This is a genomic window from Corynebacterium sp. KPL2850, from assembly GCF_040225855.1.
GTDB lineage: Bacteria > Actinomycetota > Actinomycetes > Mycobacteriales > Mycobacteriaceae > Corynebacterium.
Genome location: NZ_JBEHFV010000027.1, coordinates 16361 through 33685, shown reverse-complemented (window position 1 = coordinate 33685; position 17325 = coordinate 16361). Strand labels below are relative to the sequence as shown.

Annotated in this window: 13 protein-coding genes; 6 read left to right on the top strand and 7 right to left on the bottom strand. The window is 59.5% G+C overall.

Annotation, left to right across the window (positions count from 1 at the left end; all coding sequences use genetic code 11):
- Positions 1-728 (bottom strand): fructose PTS transporter subunit IIA (locus ABRP93_RS09330; protein ID WP_349887753.1); only part of this gene is annotated, 728 nt, incomplete at its 3' end.
- Between the two features lie 18 nt (positions 729-746).
- Positions 747-1709: a 1-phosphofructokinase family hexose kinase gene (locus tag ABRP93_RS09325; protein ID WP_349887752.1), complete on the bottom strand. Its 963-nt coding sequence runs from the start codon at positions 1707-1709 to the stop codon at positions 747-749.
- Between the two features lie 209 nt (positions 1710-1918).
- Here ABRP93_RS09325 and ptsP point away from each other — a divergent pair, with 209 nt between their 5' ends.
- Positions 1919-3607, top strand: coding sequence for a phosphoenolpyruvate--protein phosphotransferase (ptsP, locus tag ABRP93_RS09320; RefSeq protein WP_023017361.1), 1689 nt, complete (start codon positions 1919-1921; stop codon positions 3605-3607).
- Between the two features lie 79 nt (positions 3608-3686).
- On the opposite strand, the gene sugR is transcribed toward ptsP, so the two are convergent.
- A complete protein-coding gene (gene sugR / locus ABRP93_RS09315) occupies positions 3687-4469 on the bottom strand; it encodes a transcriptional regulator SugR (RefSeq protein WP_349887751.1) in 783 nt (260 codons plus the stop codon).
- Between the two features lie 482 nt (positions 4470-4951).
- Positions 4952-5662: a transcriptional repressor LexA gene (gene lexA / locus ABRP93_RS09310; RefSeq protein ID WP_005278903.1), complete on the bottom strand. Its 711-nt coding sequence runs from the start codon at positions 5660-5662 to the stop codon at positions 4952-4954.
- 442 nt (positions 5663-6104) lie between these two features.
- Between lexA and ABRP93_RS09305 the strand changes: the two genes are divergently transcribed.
- On the top strand, positions 6105-6320 hold the full coding sequence (locus ABRP93_RS09305) for a hypothetical protein (protein ID WP_349887750.1): 216 nt from the start codon (positions 6105-6107) through the stop codon (positions 6318-6320).
- A gap of 204 nt (positions 6321-6524) precedes the next feature.
- Complete coding sequence (gene nrdR, locus ABRP93_RS09300; RefSeq protein ID WP_023017363.1) at positions 6525-6983, top strand: transcriptional regulator NrdR; 459 nt, start codon at positions 6525-6527, stop codon at positions 6981-6983.
- Positions 6984-7309: 326 nt separating this feature from the next.
- Here nrdR and hrpA read toward each other — a convergent pair whose 3' ends face one another.
- Positions 7310-11212, bottom strand: a complete 3903-nt coding sequence (hrpA, locus tag ABRP93_RS09295) for an ATP-dependent RNA helicase HrpA (RefSeq protein ID WP_349887749.1) — start codon at positions 11210-11212, stop codon at positions 7310-7312.
- Between the two features lie 120 nt (positions 11213-11332).
- Here hrpA and ABRP93_RS09290 point away from each other — a divergent pair, with 120 nt between their 5' ends.
- Positions 11333-12265 carry a hypothetical protein gene (locus ABRP93_RS09290; RefSeq protein WP_349887748.1) on the top strand — a complete coding sequence of 311 codons (933 nt, stop codon included), beginning with the start codon at positions 11333-11335 and terminating at the stop codon, positions 12263-12265.
- 65 nt (positions 12266-12330) lie between these two features.
- On the opposite strand, the gene ABRP93_RS09285 is transcribed toward ABRP93_RS09290, so the two are convergent.
- Entirely contained in the window at positions 12331-13278 is a 948-nt protein-coding gene (locus ABRP93_RS09285; protein WP_005283411.1) for a LysR substrate-binding domain-containing protein, read from the bottom strand.
- A 162-nt stretch (positions 13279-13440) separates the two neighbouring features.
- Here ABRP93_RS09285 and ABRP93_RS09280 point away from each other — a divergent pair, with 162 nt between their 5' ends.
- Complete coding sequence (locus tag ABRP93_RS09280) at positions 13441-14034, top strand: peroxiredoxin (RefSeq protein ID WP_349853674.1); 594 nt, start codon at positions 13441-13443, stop codon at positions 14032-14034.
- Between the two features lie 98 nt (positions 14035-14132).
- Positions 14133-14657 (top strand): alkylhydroperoxidase, AhpD family, encoded by a 525-nt coding sequence (ahpD, locus tag ABRP93_RS09275; RefSeq protein ID WP_284769665.1) that lies wholly within the window; start codon positions 14133-14135, stop codon positions 14655-14657.
- Between the two features lie 124 nt (positions 14658-14781).
- Here the strand turns inward: ahpD and ABRP93_RS09270 are convergent, their stop codons facing one another.
- Positions 14782-17325, bottom strand: a complete 2544-nt coding sequence (locus tag ABRP93_RS09270) for a DEAD/DEAH box helicase (RefSeq protein WP_349887747.1) — start codon at positions 17323-17325, stop codon at positions 14782-14784.

Here is a 17325-nt window from a genome sequence, read left to right as displayed (position 1 = left end):
CGTATGCGGTAGTCGGAAGCGTCGATGGTGGACTGCGAGACCGATTCATTATTGGACGAGCCCTGGGTTTCGACGGTGAGGTCGACGTCGTCGCGCTCGCCGGCGGTTTGGGTGAGGGCATCGGCAGCCATGTAGGTGTGTGCGATTCCGGTTGGGCAGGCCGTGATGGCAACGATGCGGGTAGCTTGTGCCGAGGAGCCCGCGCTTTCCGATGCCCCCGCTGAAGCGCCCGCCGCAGCCTCCGCGTTGTCCTGCTTTTTCTTCTTCGGCTTTTCCGCGTTGACGACGGCGAGGATTTCCTTAACAATTTCTTCCTTCGTCGATGCGGTGCGCAGGGCCTCTAAAAAGTCCTTGCGCACGAGGGTGCGGGCGAGCTTAGAAAGAATCTGCAGGTGGGCCTTGCCACCGCCGGCGGGTGCCGCGATGAGGAAGACCAACTGGGCATCGCCGTCGGGGCCGGAAAAATCCACGCCGCGGGTAAGGCGGGCGAAAGCCAGGGTCGGCTCGGTGACGGCCTCGGAACGGCAGTGGGGGATGGCCACGCCGCCTGGCACGCCGGTGCCGGCCTTGGCCTCGCGGTCGATGGCGGGCTGGGCGAGGCCTTCGACCTCGGTTGCGCGCCCGGTATCGTGCACCAAGGTGGCGAGGTTGGTGATAACGGAGTCGACGCTATCGCCAAAGTCGGCGTCAAGCGCGACCAGTTCTGTGGTGATGAGATCGGATGCCATGATGGAAGGCTCCCTTAGTTATAGAGCGGAGATGGAGGTATGGGCGGTATCGAGTTCTTCGGGACGGGGGAATTGGGTGCCGGGTTTGGCGGCCGCGGCGGTGCCATAAGCCACCGAGAGCGCGAGGGATTCTGCCGGTCCTTGCCCCTGCGTGCGACCCAGGAGGTATCCGGCCAATGCGGCATCACCCGCGCCAACCGTGGATTTCACCGTGGCGGGAGGCGGGGTGGCAGCCCATGCGCCATCTGCGTTTACCAGCACGGCACCGGCGCCGCCGAGGGTGACAAGCACTTCCTTGATGCCGCGACCCACGACATCCCTTGCAGCCTCCACGACCGGGCTATAATCCCCGGCCGCAGCGGCGCGCTCGAGGGCGAGGCCGTCCTGGCCGGTCAGCTGCCCCAGTTCGAAACCGTTGGGTTTGATGAGATCCGGGGCGGCGGTAGCGAGCTGCTTGGCGATGGCCTTCATCGGAGCATCAGAGGTATCCACGGCGATGCGCGCCTGCGGGGCGGCAGTGCGGATCTCCTTGATGAGGTCGGTATACCAGCCGGCGTCAACACCCTTGGGCAGCGATCCGGCAAGGGCTACCCAATCGGCGGATTGGGCGTGGTGGGTAAGGGTGGAAATGAGGTGGTTTTGGGTGGCATCGGAAAGCAGCGGGCCAGGGCCGTTGACCTTGGTGGTCGTGCCATCTGGCTCGGTGATGGTGGTATTGACGCGGACGCCACCATCCATGTCCACGTGGGCGTAGGGGAGGTGGACCTCCTGGATGAGGTTGATGAATGGATCGGCCGCGCGGGCGGGGAAGAGGGCGAGGGTTTCTTTCCCGGCGAGGTGCACGGCGTGGGCGACGTTGACCCCTTTGCCGCCGGCGACCTGGGTAACACTGGCGGCGCGGTGGACATCGCCTGAGGTCAAAGGCTGATTGAGCGCCAGGGTGGCGTCAATGCTTGGGTTTGGGGTGAGCGTGAGGATCATCGAGAACTTATCCCTTTCGCAGAGTGCGTATATTGGGGGCCACACGCAGTCGGTCCGGTTGAAACTCGCGCTTAAGCCCGCCGTTAATGTTTATTCTTGCCCGATTGTGTTGGAAAGTCAATAGAAACCGTGTGGCATACATTGCATTTCTGTTGGATTTGTGATGATCTGGAAATAAATAAGCCGCTATCTTCGAAGGAAGTATCGCCATGGAAAATACGCTTCAGTCCACTGTTAAAGGAACCGGCGTTGTCGCTGGAGTTGCCTATGCAGAAGCCGTATGGGTGCGCCCCCGCCCGGACCTGCCCACTGAAGGAAGTATTGACCAAGAGGCCAGCAGCGAAGCCGAATACGATCGCTTCCTCGAGGCAGTCGATGTCGTCGCCAGCCGCTTGGAAAACCGCGCCGCAGCCGCCGAGGGCCAAGCCTCGGAAGTGCTGACGGCGACCGCCGGCATGGTCAAGGACCGCGGGTGGCACAAGGCCGTGCGCAAGAATATTCGCTCGGGCAAGAATGCCGAGTTCGCCACGGTGGGAGCCACGGATAAGTTCGTCACCATGTTTGAGGCGGCCGGCGGCGTCATGGCCGAGCGCACCACCGACCTGAAGGACGTGCGCGACCGTGTCATCGCCCAGCTGCGCGGCGAGCAGGAGCCTGGTTTGCCCATGGTGGAGGGCCAAGCGGTGCTTTTTGCCGATGACCTCGCGCCCGCCGATACCGCCACCCTGGATACCGCGCATATTCGCGCGCTCGTCACCGAGCTGGGTGGGCCCACCAGCCACACCGCGATCATCGCCCGCCAGCTCGATATTCCGTGCATCGTCGCCGTGGGAAATAAGCTGCGGGAGATTGAAAGCGGCACGCTGGTCTTCGTCGACGGTGCGCTCGGAACCGTGACGCTGGGTGCGGACGAGGAAGAATCCACCAAGGCGGTTGCGGAATACCGCGAGCGCGCCGCCCGCGTGGCCGAATGGACTGGGCCGGCGCAAACCAAGGACGGCCACCGCGTGCAGCTGTTGGCCAACGTGGCCGATGGCAACGCCGCCCGCATCGCCTCCGACTCACAGGCAGAGGGCATTGGCCTCTACCGCACGGAGTTGTCGTTCCTTTCTGCGAGCGAGGAGCCTTCCGTTGACGAGCAGGCAAAAATCTACAAGAAGGTTTTTAACGCCTATCCCAATTCCAAGGTCGTGGTGCGCACCTTGGACGCAGGTTCCGATAAGCCGATTTCTTATGCCACGTTGTCCTCTGAAGAGAACCCGGCGTTGGGTGTGCGCGGTCTGCGCATTGCCCGCGATAACGAGTCCCTGTTAACCCGCCAGCTGGACGCCATCGCCCAGGCCGCGGAGTCCCGCGGCGACGATGCCGAAACCTGGGTCATGGCACCGATGGTGGCGACGTCGAAGGAAGCCCAGTGGTTTGCGGAGCTGTGCCGGGAGCGCGGCCTGACCGCGGGCGCGATGATTGAGGTGCCCGCAGCAGCGCTGATGGCGGATAAGATCATGCCGCATCTGGACTTCGTTTCCATCGGCACCAATGACCTCACCCAGTACACGATGGCCGCTGACCGCCTGTCGCCGCAGCTGGCGTACCTCACCGACCCGTGGCAGCCGGCCGTGCTGCGCCTGATCCAGCACACCTGCATCGCAGGCCACGAATACAACGTACCGGTTGGCGTGTGCGGCGAGGCCGCGGCCGATCCGCTATTGGCCTGCGTATTGACCGGCCTTGGCGTCAACTCCTTGTCGGCTGCATCGACCGCAGTCGCTGGCGTTGGTGCCCAATTGGCCGAGCTGACCTTCGATCAGTGTCAACAGCTTGCCGATGCCGCCCTCAACTCCGAAGGACCCTCCGCCGCCCGCGCCGCAGCGATGGAGCAGATAGAAAAGTTCAACTAGCGGCATAAGGTTTCGCCCTCCCTACCTCGGTGAGAAATGGCACCGGAGTAGGGAGGGCGAAGTCGTGCGCGTGCTGGAGCTATTCGCTGGCGAGCACGACATCGATCTCTCGCTCGCGCAGGGCATCGACGAAGGAATCCGGTGCCCCGGAATCGGTGATGACGACATCGATATCGGCAATGGAAGCGAAGCTCACCAAGTAGTCGTTGCCCAATTTGCTGGAATCACACATGACCACGACCTTGTGGGCATTCGTAACGAAGGCGGATTTGATGGCTGCTTCTTGGGAATCGGCCGTCGACAAGCCGTGATCGAGGGTCAACGCATTGGTGCCGATGAAGGCGACATCGGCGCGCATGAGCGCCATGGTGCGCAGGGCGGTATCGCCGACGACGGCCTGGGTGATAGCGCGTACGGTCCCGCCGAGGAGCTGGACATCGGGAACGCCGCTATTGGCTAGCGACAGTGCGATGGGCAGGCTATTGGAGACGATATTGAACTGCGCCTGCGGGTATTGCTGGCTAATGAGCTCGGCAAAGGTATTAATCGTGGTGCCGGCGTCCAGGAATATGCTGCCGCCGCCAGGGGGAAGAAAGTCGAGCGCGGCGTGCGCGATGGCGGCCTTGGCCCCAGATGCGGAACGCTGGCGGGTATCGAGGGTGAGCTCCGCGGTCTGGAAGGCTTGCGAAGCCACGGCGCCGCCGTGAACGCGGTGGACAACGCCCTCACGATCCAGTACGGCTAGGTCGCGCCGAATGGTTTCGGCAGTCACCTCGAAACGCTCTGATAAATCGGTTACGTTAACGCGACCCTCGACGGCAGTTTGGGACGCGATCTGGCGGCGTCGCTCCTCTGCGTACACGGACCCTCCTTGCTCCTCGCCTTCGGCCGGGCGGTTACTCCATCTGCGAATGCAGGCGCTCGGTGAAAGCTAACTGATGTGGGATTTCTCCCTCCATTGTGTCAAAATTCGGCGGTAATCGGACGAAAACAAAAATTAAGGTGTGCGCTGTTGTCTGTTTTGGGATAAAGCCGCAGGTCAGTTAGCTATATTTGCCCTAGTTGAAAGCCAACCCTAGTAGCGCTTAACTTACGGATCCGTTATTTCGGGGGTGCTTTCTCAATAAACCCCGCGCGCTTAAATTGGCTTTTTGGGGCGCGATTGCGAGGCAGAAAGGCGTGGAATGCGTTAAAACTCGTATGACCCTGCTCCCTATGCGGGGAACAGGGCAGCGTACGAAGTGCAAAGAGCGGGTTTCAAGAAAGCGGGCGCAGAGTGTCGGCGGCGACAATAACCGCAGGCGAACACCCGCGTGCGGCTTGGTTAAAGTAGCTGGCCGGGGCCTAGAGTTTGCGGAAGACGGATACTACCTTGCCCATAATTTCCGCATCATCGCCGTTGATGGGCGGATAGGCATCGTTGTGCGGAAGGAGCCATACGCCAGAGGAATCGCGGTGGAATTCCTTGACGGTGGCCTCGGAGCCATCGAGAAGCGCGGCGACAAACTCGCCTTCCTCAGCCACCGATTGCGACCGGATGATGACCCAGTCGCCGTTGAGGATGCCGGCATCCTGCATGGAATCGCCCACGACCTGCAGCATATAAAGCTCTCCTCCGCCGACGACCTCGTCTGGCATGGGGAAATACGTGTCGATATTTTCCTCTGCGGTGATCGGTGCACCGGCGGCGATGCGGCCAACGACGGGAATATAAGCTACGGCGGCAGACTCTTCAGGGCCGCGGGCAGAGGTATCGGGGACGTCCTTAGCCTTGCGGCCCGGCTTCTTTTCGGCGTCGTCAGTGTTGAGGTGGCGTACGTCGACCGCGCGCGGCTTATTGGGATCGCGGCGCAAGAAGCCCTTTTCTTCTAGCTGCTTGAGCTGATAGGCCACGGACGAGGTGGATTGCAGGCCGGCGGCGTCACCAATTTCGCGGATGCTGGGCGGGTAACCGCGGAGCATCACTGCATCGCTGATGACGTTAAGGATGCGGCGTTGCCTTTCGGAAAGGGAGGCGTAATCGTTCTTTGCGGTGCTTGCTTTCTTGCGGCCCATGTGCGGCTCCTAGCTAAGGGGTCTGAGGTTCTGCGTTCGTAGCTTGAAAAGGGACTGGGTGACACCTGCGTGCCATAACTCATTTGTAGCACGAAAAGTACAAGCGTTCGAGATTTACGCGAAAAACTGGACAGGTTTTCGAAGTGGTGCTATAAATCGAACATAGAAACAATGTCGAACACAGGATCGACATTGAGCTCTAGTTGTGTCAAGGGGCCGCTTTAGACTTACGGCGGTCGTCGAAAGGAAAGCAATGTCTCAACTACTTCACTCTCGCAATAACATGGTCAAACAGCGCGCGGCACGCCCGCAGATCGTACCTTCAGCCGCTATCTGGGATATTGATGATCGCAGTTGGGGTGGGCAGCATCCCCGCTCTGAAATAGGGAAGATTAGGACTCTAGATTCTGAATATCGAACGAATCCTAAGGAGCATTCGAATATGTGGACTGACGAATATTCGTTTTCTAATGTGGCGAACAAGGCGGTAGAAGAAGACGATGCCCACAGTTCACGCAAGAATTACCTCCTTGGTGCCGTCTTCGGCGCTGCGGTGTTTTTCGGCACGGTCGTCGGCGGATTGATGGGCACGAACGCTGAGACACCAACCGGACCTGGTGCCTCAGTACAGCAAGTGGAAGCAGCCATCGTTCAGTAGTGCATATTGCAGTAAAACGAGCGCTGGGGAAGTTCTAAGTTTGGCGCTTTGTTTGGCAGCAGCTTTGTTTTCCCAGTAGACACGGCGCCCGCTTGCGCAACCGGGCAGTTACGCGGTCCGGGATGTGCTGTATTGGCGTCCTGTCTTCGCTTTGGCCTCGGGAGGTAAACTAAGTCGAGAAGCTATTTTAGCGAAAGGACTTGTGTGTACTGCCCGTTTTGCCATAACGAACAATCCCGCGTTATCGACTCGCGCGTGGTAGATGCAGGCGCATCGATACGGCGGCGCCGCGAGTGTGCTTCGTGTAAAGGGCGTTTTACCACTGTGGAAAAGGCAGTGTTGCTGGTCGTTAAGAGAAACGGCCTTGCAGAACCATTTAGCAGGGATAAGCTCATTCGGGGTGTCAGGCGCGCTTGCCAAGGCCGAGACGTTAGCGATGATGCCCTTAAAAAGTTGGCGCAAGAAGTCGAGGAAACAGTGCGGGGGCATGGTTCTTCACAAGTTAACGCCAACGAAATTGGGCTTGCGATCCTTGAACCGCTGCGCGACCTAGACGAGGTCGCATATCTACGCTTTGCCTCGGTATATAAATCTTTCGAGAGTGCGGATGACTTTGAATCGGAGATTCGACTGATGCGGCGACGCGATCGTGGCGACCTTTAGGCTGCGAGGCTCTGGGTGGTTTCTTAGCAGTTATACAGCCGTCCCAGCGTAGGTTTAGACCAGCTATTTTTGGCTTTTGTATGCATGACGCCTGTGGGCCTACCAAATTCTCACGCCGCCGGCGGACGAGAGAATAGATTTCCTTGTGATTAAACGACAGTTGTGTCTTGCTGGCAACTGTGACCAGCCGGTGGCTTTGGCTGGTCGGCAGTTGCAGTTGCAGTTGAAGTTGCAGTTCTGGCTGGCAGTGTTGGCTGGCGGCTGTGCCCGACCAGCCGGGGCAGGAGCGGATTTCTAGGCCGGGGCGGGAACGCGGTGTTGGGAGGTCAACGCAGCTTATCCACTGCTTTTTGGATCCTCCGCAGAGACACCGCGTGCGCAGTGCCGAGGCGCTGGGCAAATAGTGAGACCCGCAATTCCTCAATCATCCAGTGGATGTCCTTGACTTCGCGCGTCTTTTCACGGCCCGCGGGGAGGTTGCGTAGCCGGTTTGTCAGGTAGGCCTTGGCGTCATCGACCTCAGCCTGGCGGTCGGCATCGCGATCTGGGTCGAGCGACAGGTCTTCCAAACGGATCCGCATTGCTTGGATGTAGCGGGGAAGGTGTCGCAGGTGCGCGGATCCATGCACGGTTATGGCGTTCGGCGGAAGAAGGAAAGCGAGTTGCTTCTCCATATCGTCAATGGCGGGCCCGTCCCAGTGAGAAAGCTCGGCGCGGAGGTTGGAATACTCAGCCAAGCCCGGTGCGATTGAGACAATTGATTGCCGCACGCGGCCGGGGACCTGCGGTTTCACGGAATCCTTGAGCTCGGTAAACGCCTCTGGGGAGCGCACGGGTCCGCCGGCTTCGAGCATGAGGTCACGGATTGCTGCGACGCGTGCGTCATTGACCAGCCCGTCGGCACCGCCATGCGGATACGAATCCACGGCGACGCGCTGTTGCAAGGGCAGCCCCTTGACCATCTGCGCGGTCGAGACGGAAATTTCGCGCATTAAGAGCGTGAGGGTGGTAGTGACCATGGCGGCATCGGCAGCTGCCTTGGTGGGATGAACCTTAAGCTCAACGCCTTCCTTGGTGGCCACCAACGCTGGGTAAGCGGTGACCTCGTGGCCATCGACGGTGGTGGTGACGGTCTCGTCAACGGTGCCGAGGGTATCGTCGGTCCACTCGCTGACCGCGGTGGATTCGGCGGTGCGGCTTACCCGCGAGACGGACGATTTAATGTGGCCGGCCTGGCGCTCGCGCAGGGCGGCAAGGTCCCTATCGGAATCGATGATGGTGCCACGCTTGTCGATGGCCGCGTAGTTCATCCGCAAATGTTCCGGCAGCTTGTCCGGTTGGAAGTCGGAGGCGTTGATGCCGTGGCCGCCGAGCTCGCGCAGGACATCGGCAAGCTGCTGGGTAAGGGGGCCTTCGAAGGGGATGAGGCGTTCCATGGCGCGCTCGGCAAATTCCGGGGCGGGCACGACGGTGCGCCGTAGGGCCTTGGGAAGGGAACGAATAAGCTCGTTGACGAGCTCGAATCGCAGGCCGGGAACGAGCCAATCGAAGCCTTCGGTATCGAGGCCGGCAAGCATGGGAACGGGCACCATGACGGTGACGCCATCAAGGGGATCGCCGGGTTCGAATTTATAGGCCAGCTCGTAATCGATGGAGCCCTTGCGCCAGTGATCGGGGAAGGAGACTTCGGTGACGTCGTGGGAGTCATCGACAAGCGTGGCTGGATCGAAATTCAGCAGATCGGGTTCCTGGCGGCGCTTTTTCTTCCACCAGGAATCGAAATGGCGGCCCGTGGTGACCTTGGCGGGAATGCGCTGGTCATAGAAATCAAAGAGGGTATCCTCATCCACGATGAGGCCGCGGCGGCGGGCCTTTTCCTCGTATTCGGCCGCCTCATCAAGGGCCTGCGCGTTTGCCTTGAGGAAGTGATGATGCGCATTCCACTCGCCGGCGATAAGCGCATTGCGGATGAACATATCGCGCGCCGCGACGGGGTTCACGCGGTGATATGGCACGGTACGGTCCGCGACGATGGGCACGCCGTAGAGCGTGGACTTCTGGTGCGCGATGGCGGCCGCGCGCTTGCGGGACCACGTGGGATCGGAATAGTTGTGCTTGAGCAGGTCCGCGCCGAGCTTTTCCACCCACGCCGGATCGATGGCGGCAACGTCGCGGGCCCAGAGCCGAGAGGTTTCGACGAGCTCTGCCGCCATGAGGAACTCGGGTGGCTTTTTGGCCAAGCCAGAACCTGGAAAGACGAGGAAGCGGGTATTGCGCGCGCCGTGGAACTCCTTGGAATTGCCGTCGCGGGCGCCGATATTGGATAGCAGGCCAGAAAGCAGCGCGATATGAATATCGTCGGCGCGGCGTTCGGTGCCTTCTTGGTAATCCCACCCCAGCTGCTTGGAGACGTCTTTGAGCTGGCGGACCAGGTCGAACCACTCGCGGATGCGCATGTAGTGGAGGAACTCCTGCTTCATGCGCTTGCGGAACCTATTGCCCGATTGCTCATTGCGGGTCTGTTTGATGTAATCCCACAACTTCAGCATGGACAAAAAGTCAGAGGTCTTGTCTTTAAAGCGCGCGTGCGCCTGATCGGCTTGCGCTTGGTACTCCAGCGGGCGTTCGCGCACGTCTTGGATGGTCATGGCGGCAACGATGACGATGACATCGTGGAGGCAGCCGTTGGTATGGGCCTCGATAAGCATGCGCGCCATGCGCGGATCGAGTGGGATGCGGGCCAAGTTGCGGCCGGTTTCGGTCAGCGCCGGTTTCTCGTGCTTGTCCTGGAGCGCACCGAGCTCGTGGAGGAGGTTGAGGCCATCGCGAATGGCCTTGAACTCGGGTGGCTGGAGGAAAGGGAATTGCTCGATATCGCCGAGCTTGAGCGAGACCATCTGCAAAATGACGCTGGCGAGGTTGGTGCGCAGGACTTCCGGGTCAGTAAATTCCGGGCGGCTTTGAAAGTCCTGCTCGCTATAGAGGCGGATGGCGATGCCATCGGCGACGCGGCCGCACCTACCGGAGCGCTGGTTGGCAGAGGCCTGAGAAATGGGCTCGATGGGCAGGCGTTGCACCTTGGTGCGCGTGGAATAGCGCGAGATACGCGCGGTGCCTGTATCCACGACGTAGCGGATTCCGGGCACGGTCAGCGAGGTTTCGGCGATATTGGTGGCCAAAACGATGCGCCGCCCGCGGTGACTGCTAAATACGCGGTGTTGTTCCTGGTTGGATAGGCGCCCGAAGAGGGGCGCGACCTCGACGTTTTTCCATTTTTTAGCCTCGATGGCTTCCATGGCATCGCGGATATCGCGCTCGCCTGGGAAAAAGCAGAGGATATCGCCGTCGCCTTCTGCCATGAGCTCTTCGATGGCCTCGGTTAAGCCATCGAGCGGGTCCTGATCCACCAGCTTTCCACCGGCCTCGAATTCGAGGGGGCGGTAGCGAATTTCTACCGGATAGGTGCGCCCGGATACCTCAATGATGGGCGCAGGCGTGCCATCGGGTTGGGCGAAGTGCTCGGCAAAGCTTTCCGGATCGATGGTTGCGGAGGTGATGATCACCTTGAGATCGGGCCGCTTGGGAAGCAACCGTTTGAGATACCCCAAGAGGAAGTCGATATTCAGCGAACGCTCGTGTGCCTCATCGATAATGATGGTGTCGTATTTATTAAGGAAGCGATCGCGCTGCATTTCCGCTAGCAGGATGCCGTCCGTCATGAGTTTTACGGCGGTGGTATCAGAGACCTGGTCATCGAAGCGGATGGCGTAGCCTACCGATTCCCCGATATCTTGGTCCAGCTCGGAGGCGATGCGCTCGGCGACGGTCCGCGCGGCGATGCGGCGCGGCTGCGTATGGCCGATAAGGCCGCGGCGGCCCCGTCCGATGTCGAGGCAGATCTTGGGGATCTGCGTGGTCTTACCAGAACCGGTTTCGCCGGCGATGATGATGACCTGGTTTTCTTCAATTGCGGCGGCGATATCGTCCTTGCGGGCGCTGACCGGCAGGGAATCGGGGTAGGTGAGTTGGGGGACGGCGGCATCGACAAGCGCTAGGCGATCTGCGGCAGCCTGGATATCCTGGCCAATTTCGCGCAGGGCCTTGGGGGCGCGTGCCTTCGACAGGCGGCGGCGGAAGCTGCGGGCCTCGGCGATGGTGACGTTGTCTAATGCGGCAAAAAGTTCATCGCGGCTAGGGGCCTGCGACGTCGTTGTTTCATGCTGTGTCATGGCTAGTCTATGAGCTTACCCCGGTTACGTGGAGTGGAAAAAGTTGCTATTGTGAAAACACTTGTCTAAAAGATACTTTTTCGTTGCGCCCAACCCGAATGTAGAAGGAAGGCACCGCTGATGAACGGCGATAAATCCGGTGGAAATGACGATTTTCCGCGCTATGAACCGACTGACCACCCAGAAGACCAGCCGAGCTACGGAAGCCTGCCTTCCTACGGCGGCAGCCACGAGAGTGGCAGCTACGAAAGCTCCGGCAACCAAGGATATGCGGGCTACCAAGCACAGGACAATACCGTAAATCCTGGCGGTTTTACCGGAAAGCCCTCGGCCATCGATTCGATTTCTTGGGCCTTTCGCACGGTATTTAAGAACTGGAAACTATGGATCCTTGGTGCCTTGCTCGTTGGCGTCATTGTCGTAGCTATCTCAGGCGTGAGTATGGCCGTCGCTCCTTCAGAGGGTGCGGATGCCTCCGGTGCGGGATCCATTGTGCAAATCGTGTCCTACATCATCACGGTCGTCGTTAGCTTGTTGGCGATGCGACTGGCGCTCTTCCAAATTGATGATCCGCGCACTGGATGGAGCTATGTGGGCAAAGACGTGCGGTGGTGGCAGCCGCTGGTGATTATGATCATCATCGGCATTATTACCTCGGTAGTCATGTTCATCTTCGTTGGGGGCTCGATTTTCCTCGGCCCAGACGCGGGCGCCGACGCCACCGAGGAAGAGGCGTTAGAGGCCATAGCGAGCTTTTTCGGAGTCTTGGCTGTAGTGTCTCTCATCAGCCTATTCATCCAACCGCTTTATATGCTGATGCAGTGGTTTGCTGCCGACGGTGACGGGGTTGGCCAAGCCATCAAGAACGGATTTAAGGCCGGTAAGGGAAACTACGGCCAGCTCTTGCTGCTGACGGTGCTCAACGCGCTGATTGTGATTGCCGGCGGCATCCTGCTCCTGGTTGGCTTGATTGTCGCCGTACCGGTTACCTTACTGGCTACGGCTTATTTGTTCCGACAGTGCACAGGCCGCGCGACCAGCCAAGCTGCGTAAGCGCTTTACCCTTATTTAAGGCCACCGAGGCATTGCTCCGGTGGCCTTAAACGTGCGTGGCGATTTTAGCCCTCCAGCGAGCGGGCGAGGGCATTTTCATAAGCGGCGGTAATCAGGGTGCCGAATTCGCGGAACTCTTCACTGCGTGCGGCAGAGGAGCGGAAGACGAGGCCGATTTCGCGCTCAGCGGTGACATCGGGATCGAAGTAGGCGATGCCGAGGTTCTTGCCGTGGCATTCGGTAGCCAACGCGGACTTGGGGATAAGGGTGCAGCCGAGCCCGCCCATCACCAGCTGCATAATGGTGGTCAGTGATGAGGCGCGCGTGACGGAATTGGTTGCCTCTGCCGGGTTGACGTGGGCGTGCCGGCAGAGATCGACGACTTGGTCGCGGAGACAGTGGCCATCGTCAAGCAGCAGCAAATCCAAGTCCCGCAACTCCGCAACCTGGACGTCCGTACGCCCGGCGATGGGGTGATCGGGCGGGCTGACGATGGCGAAGTCCTCGGTGTACAGCGGGCTGTCGACCATGCCCGTGGCCTCTGAAGGCAAGGCGAGGACGGCTAAATCGAGGTTGCCGTTGCGCAGGCGCGCGATGAGGTGCTGGGTTTGCTCCTCCACAAAGCGCGGCTCAAGCTCCGGGTAGGTCTCCGTAATCTTCGCCAGCAAGTCCGGGAGGATATACGGGGCGATGGTTGGGATGACGCCAATGGTCAGCGGGCCGGACAGGGTGCCGTGGGCGCCGCGGGCATGTGCGAGGAAGGTATCGGCGGCCTCAAGCGTGGATTTGGCATAGGGTAGAAGGGTTTCACCGGCCGAGGTCACGATGACCTTGCGGGTGGAGCGCTCGATGAGCTGCACGCCGAGCCCCTGCTCGAGCGCCACGAGGCCCTGGGAGAGGGAAGGCTGAGAGATCTCCAGCTTGGCGGCAGCGGTGCCGAAGTGCTTGTTTTCCGCCACGGTGACGAACGTGCGCAGCTGGGCAAGTGTTGGTCGATACTCTTTATTATGCATGCCTATCACTCTAACATTTATCTATAGGATTAGCTATTGACGTGACCGGAATTAATGGTATTGTCTTTGGTGTTGGGCCGGAGAGGGTCCGGCCCGTGGTCCTCGGTACGGGACTGTCGGAAACTTGAAAAAGATTACCCTTTTAAGAAGGAGTTGAAGAACATGCCTATCATGACCGTTGGCGAAAAGTTCCCAGAATTCGACCTCACCGCCCTGACCGGCGGTGACCTGCACGACGTTAATGCTAGCCAGCCAGAGGACTACTTCGAGCAGGTTTCCTTAGACAAGTACGAGGGCAAGTGGAAGGTCGTCTTCTTCTACCCCAAGGACTTCACCTTCGTTTGCCCGACCGAGATCGCTGCCTTTGGCAAGTTGGACGAAGAGTTCCAAGACCGCGACACCCAGGTGCTGGGCGGCTCTACCGATAACGAGTTCGCTCACTTCAACTGGCGCGCAACCCACCCGGACCTGAAGGAAGTTCCTTTCCCGATGTTCTCCGACGTGCGCCACGACCTGATCCGCGCACTGGGCGTAGAAAACGCTGACGGCGTTGCTGACCGCGCAACCTTCATCATCGACCCAGATGGAGTTATTCAGTTCGTCTCCGTTACCCCGGATGCTGTGGGCCGCAACGTTGACGAGGTCCTGCGCGTCCTCGACGCACTGCAGTCCGAAGAGGTCTGCGCCTGCAACTGGGAGAAGAACGACCCAACCAAGAACATCGACAAGATGGACGTTGTTCAGTCCCAGCTTTAAGCCTTAGTTATCAGTAGGTGCTTTCCCCGCTTTCTGGCGGGGCATGCACTTGCCCTGCAACTTAAATTACTGAGAAAAGATTTAGAAGGAGAAAGACCGTGTCTATCGAGAACTTGAAGTCATCGCTACCCGAGTACGCCAAGGACCAGAAGCTCAACCTCGGCGCGTTGACCCGCACTACCGAGCTGAATGAAGAGCAGCTGTGGGGCACCCTGTTGGCATCGGCGGCAGCTACCCGCAATGACACCGTGATTTCTGAAATCGCGGAAGAGGCACAAGAGCACCTCTCTGAGGAAGCCATCAACGCCGCTTACGGCGCTGCCACCGTCATGGCAATGAACAACGTTGCCTACCGCGCCAAGAGCTGGTTGGGCGATGACTACGCACAGGTTAAGTTCGGCCTGCGGATGAACTTCATCTCCAAGCCTGGCGTGGAAGACGCCAACTTCGAGCTGTGGAATATCGCAGTTTCCGCCATCAACGGCTGCGAGCACTGCTTGGGTGCCCACACTCAGAAGCTCAACGATACTGGCGCGACCAAGGAGCAGGTCTGGGAGGCCATCAAGGTTGCTTCTGTCATTCAGGCAGTCGCACAGGCCGTTCAGATTGAGGCTGCACGCTAAAAGCGCTGCTGAATTAGCCTTTAGAATAAGCCACCCCCGCGCGCTGCTTCCCTCGGTGTCCCCCATAGGACGCCGGGTACAGCGCAGGGGGTGGCTTTTATCGTTTTAGCTAACCCTCGTGTGATTAATACTCGACGCGCAACTCCGACAGGCGGACTTCACCGGCTTCATCGGAGGCATCTAGATCGACCGTGGCGACAAATTGATAGGCGCGATCGCCTGCTGGGTCCTTGATAATCTGCCGCACGGGCCAGGTGCGGGAGCTGGATTCTTCCAACCGGAAGTACTCTGGGCCGCGCGCCTCAGGGCCGATATCAATATCGTCGTATTCGTCAAAGTAGTCATCCAAGACGGCACCAAAATCGGGGACCTCGTCCAGATAATCCAATACCTCGGCCAGGCGGTCTTCTTCCTCCAGCGCGAAGAGCTGCGCGAGGCGGAACATGTAATTGCGCACCATGATGCCAAAGGCGCGTCGGTTAGCGGTAAGCGCAGTAGGGTCTTCGACGCCGAATGCCAGCTCGCGGTCGAGCGTATCTTGATCGATGGGGGAATCTTCGCCGGCCATCTGCGCCCATTCATCGACAAGCGAGGAATCCACCTGGCGGATAAGTTCGCCTAGCCAGACAATGATGTCTTCAATTTGGGGCGTCGTATATTCATCGGGGATGGACTGTTTAAGGGTGCGCCAGGCATCGGTGAGATAGCGGAGGATAACGCCCTCAGAGCGGGCTAAGCCGTAAGTGGCCACCAAGTCCGAGAAGGTCATGGCATTTTCCACCATGTCGCGCACTACGGATTTCGGCCGCAGCTCGAATTCCTTTACCCACGCATTGGTTTCCGCAAAGGTATCGTAGGCCTGCTCGAGTAGCTCCTCTAGGGGCTTGGGCCAGGTGATATCCTCCACGATATTCATGCGGTCGGTGTAGTCCACTCCATCCGCCTTGAGTGCGGCAATTTCTTCCCCGCGCCGCTTCTTCTGCTGGGCCTGCAGCACCTGCCGGGGATCATCGAGGATCGCCTCAAAGACCGAGATTACATCAAGGTGATAGCTGTCCGCCTCTGGGTCCAACAGGGAGAGCGCGGCCAAGGCAAAGGGCCCGAGGGGCTGGTTTAGGGCAAAGTCTCGCGGCAATTCCCGCACGAGGTGGTAGGGGCGGCCGTAGATATCGAGCCCCTTCGTGGATTTTTGGACCACACCGGAATCTAGCAATCCGCGGAAGAGGTCGAGGGCGGTGAGGATGTCCTTGTTCTGCTTGCTGCGGGGATCGTGATTATCGCGCAAGAGGTGGTGCATATGCGCATAACCATCGCCGTGGCGGGCTAAGACATTGAGCAGCATCGAATTCGAGACCCGGAATTGCGAGGTCAACTGCTCCGGTTCTGCTTCCGTGAGCCGCGCAAAGGTCTTCTCGGACCAGGAGACTTCGCCCTCGCGTGCGGATTTCTTCTTGAGCTTTTTGAGCCGCTTCGGGTCATCGCCAATGCGCCTGCGGGCCTTGGCATTTTCAATCTCGTGCTCTGGGGCCTCGACGACGACGGTGCCTTCCGTGTCATAGCCCGCGCGCCCAGCGCGCCCCGCAATCTGGTGGAATTCGCGGGATTTCAAGATGCGCTGGCGTTGCCCATCAAACTTGGCCAGGCCGGTCATCAATACGGTGCGGATAGGCACGTTGATGCCCACGCCCAAAGTATCGGTGCCGCAAATAACCTTGAGGAGGCCGCGCTGCGCGAGGCGCTCCACAAGCCGCCGGTACTTCGGCAGCATTCCCGCATGGTGAATGCCAATGCCCTTGCGAAGCAACTTTGAGAGGTCCTTACCAAAGGCAGTGGTAAAGCGGAAGCCGCCGATTTCTTCAGCGATGTCCTCTTTTTCCTCTTTGTTAATGATGCCAGACAGCGAGGTCAGCGCTTGGGCCCGCTCGGCGGCCTCGCGCTGGGAAAAGTGCACAACGTAAATGGGCGCCTTATTATCGGCGAGCAACTCTTCGATGGTTTCGTGCACCGCGCTGAAAACATAGGAAAAATCCAGCGGCACCGGGCGAGTAGAGCCGGCTACCAGATTAGTCTCGCGCCCCGTTCGGCGGGTGAGATCCTCCTGCAGCCAGTCGGTATCACCGAGCGTGGCGGACATTAAGAGGAATTGCGCCTTGGGCAGCTCCAAGAGCGGAACCTGCCACGCCCAGCCGCGATCTGGATCGGAGTAGTAGTGGAATTCGTCCATGACCACCTGGTCGATATTGGCCTCGGCGCCATCGCGAAGCGCGATATTGGCAACGATCTCAGCGGTGGCGGCGATGATGGGGGCATTGCCGTTTACGGTGGCATCGCCAGTCATCATGCCCACGTTCTCTGCGCCGAAGATTTCACACAGCGCAAAGAACTTCTCGCTTACCAGCGCCTTAATAGGCGCGGTATAAAAACTCCGCTGCCCGCGGGCGAGGGCGATGAAATGTGCGGCGTTGGCCACCATGGACTTGCCCGAACCCGTAGGGGTCGCGAGGATGACATTATCTCCGGCCAAGATGCCGAGCGAGGCCTCCTCCTGCGCGGGATATAGATTGATTCCCTTGCTGGTGGTCCACGAGTTAAAAGTATCCCAAATGGCCTCATCAATGAGGGACTCGGGGACTTCCGTTAAATCTGGCAGCTGTTGAGATAAGTTCAC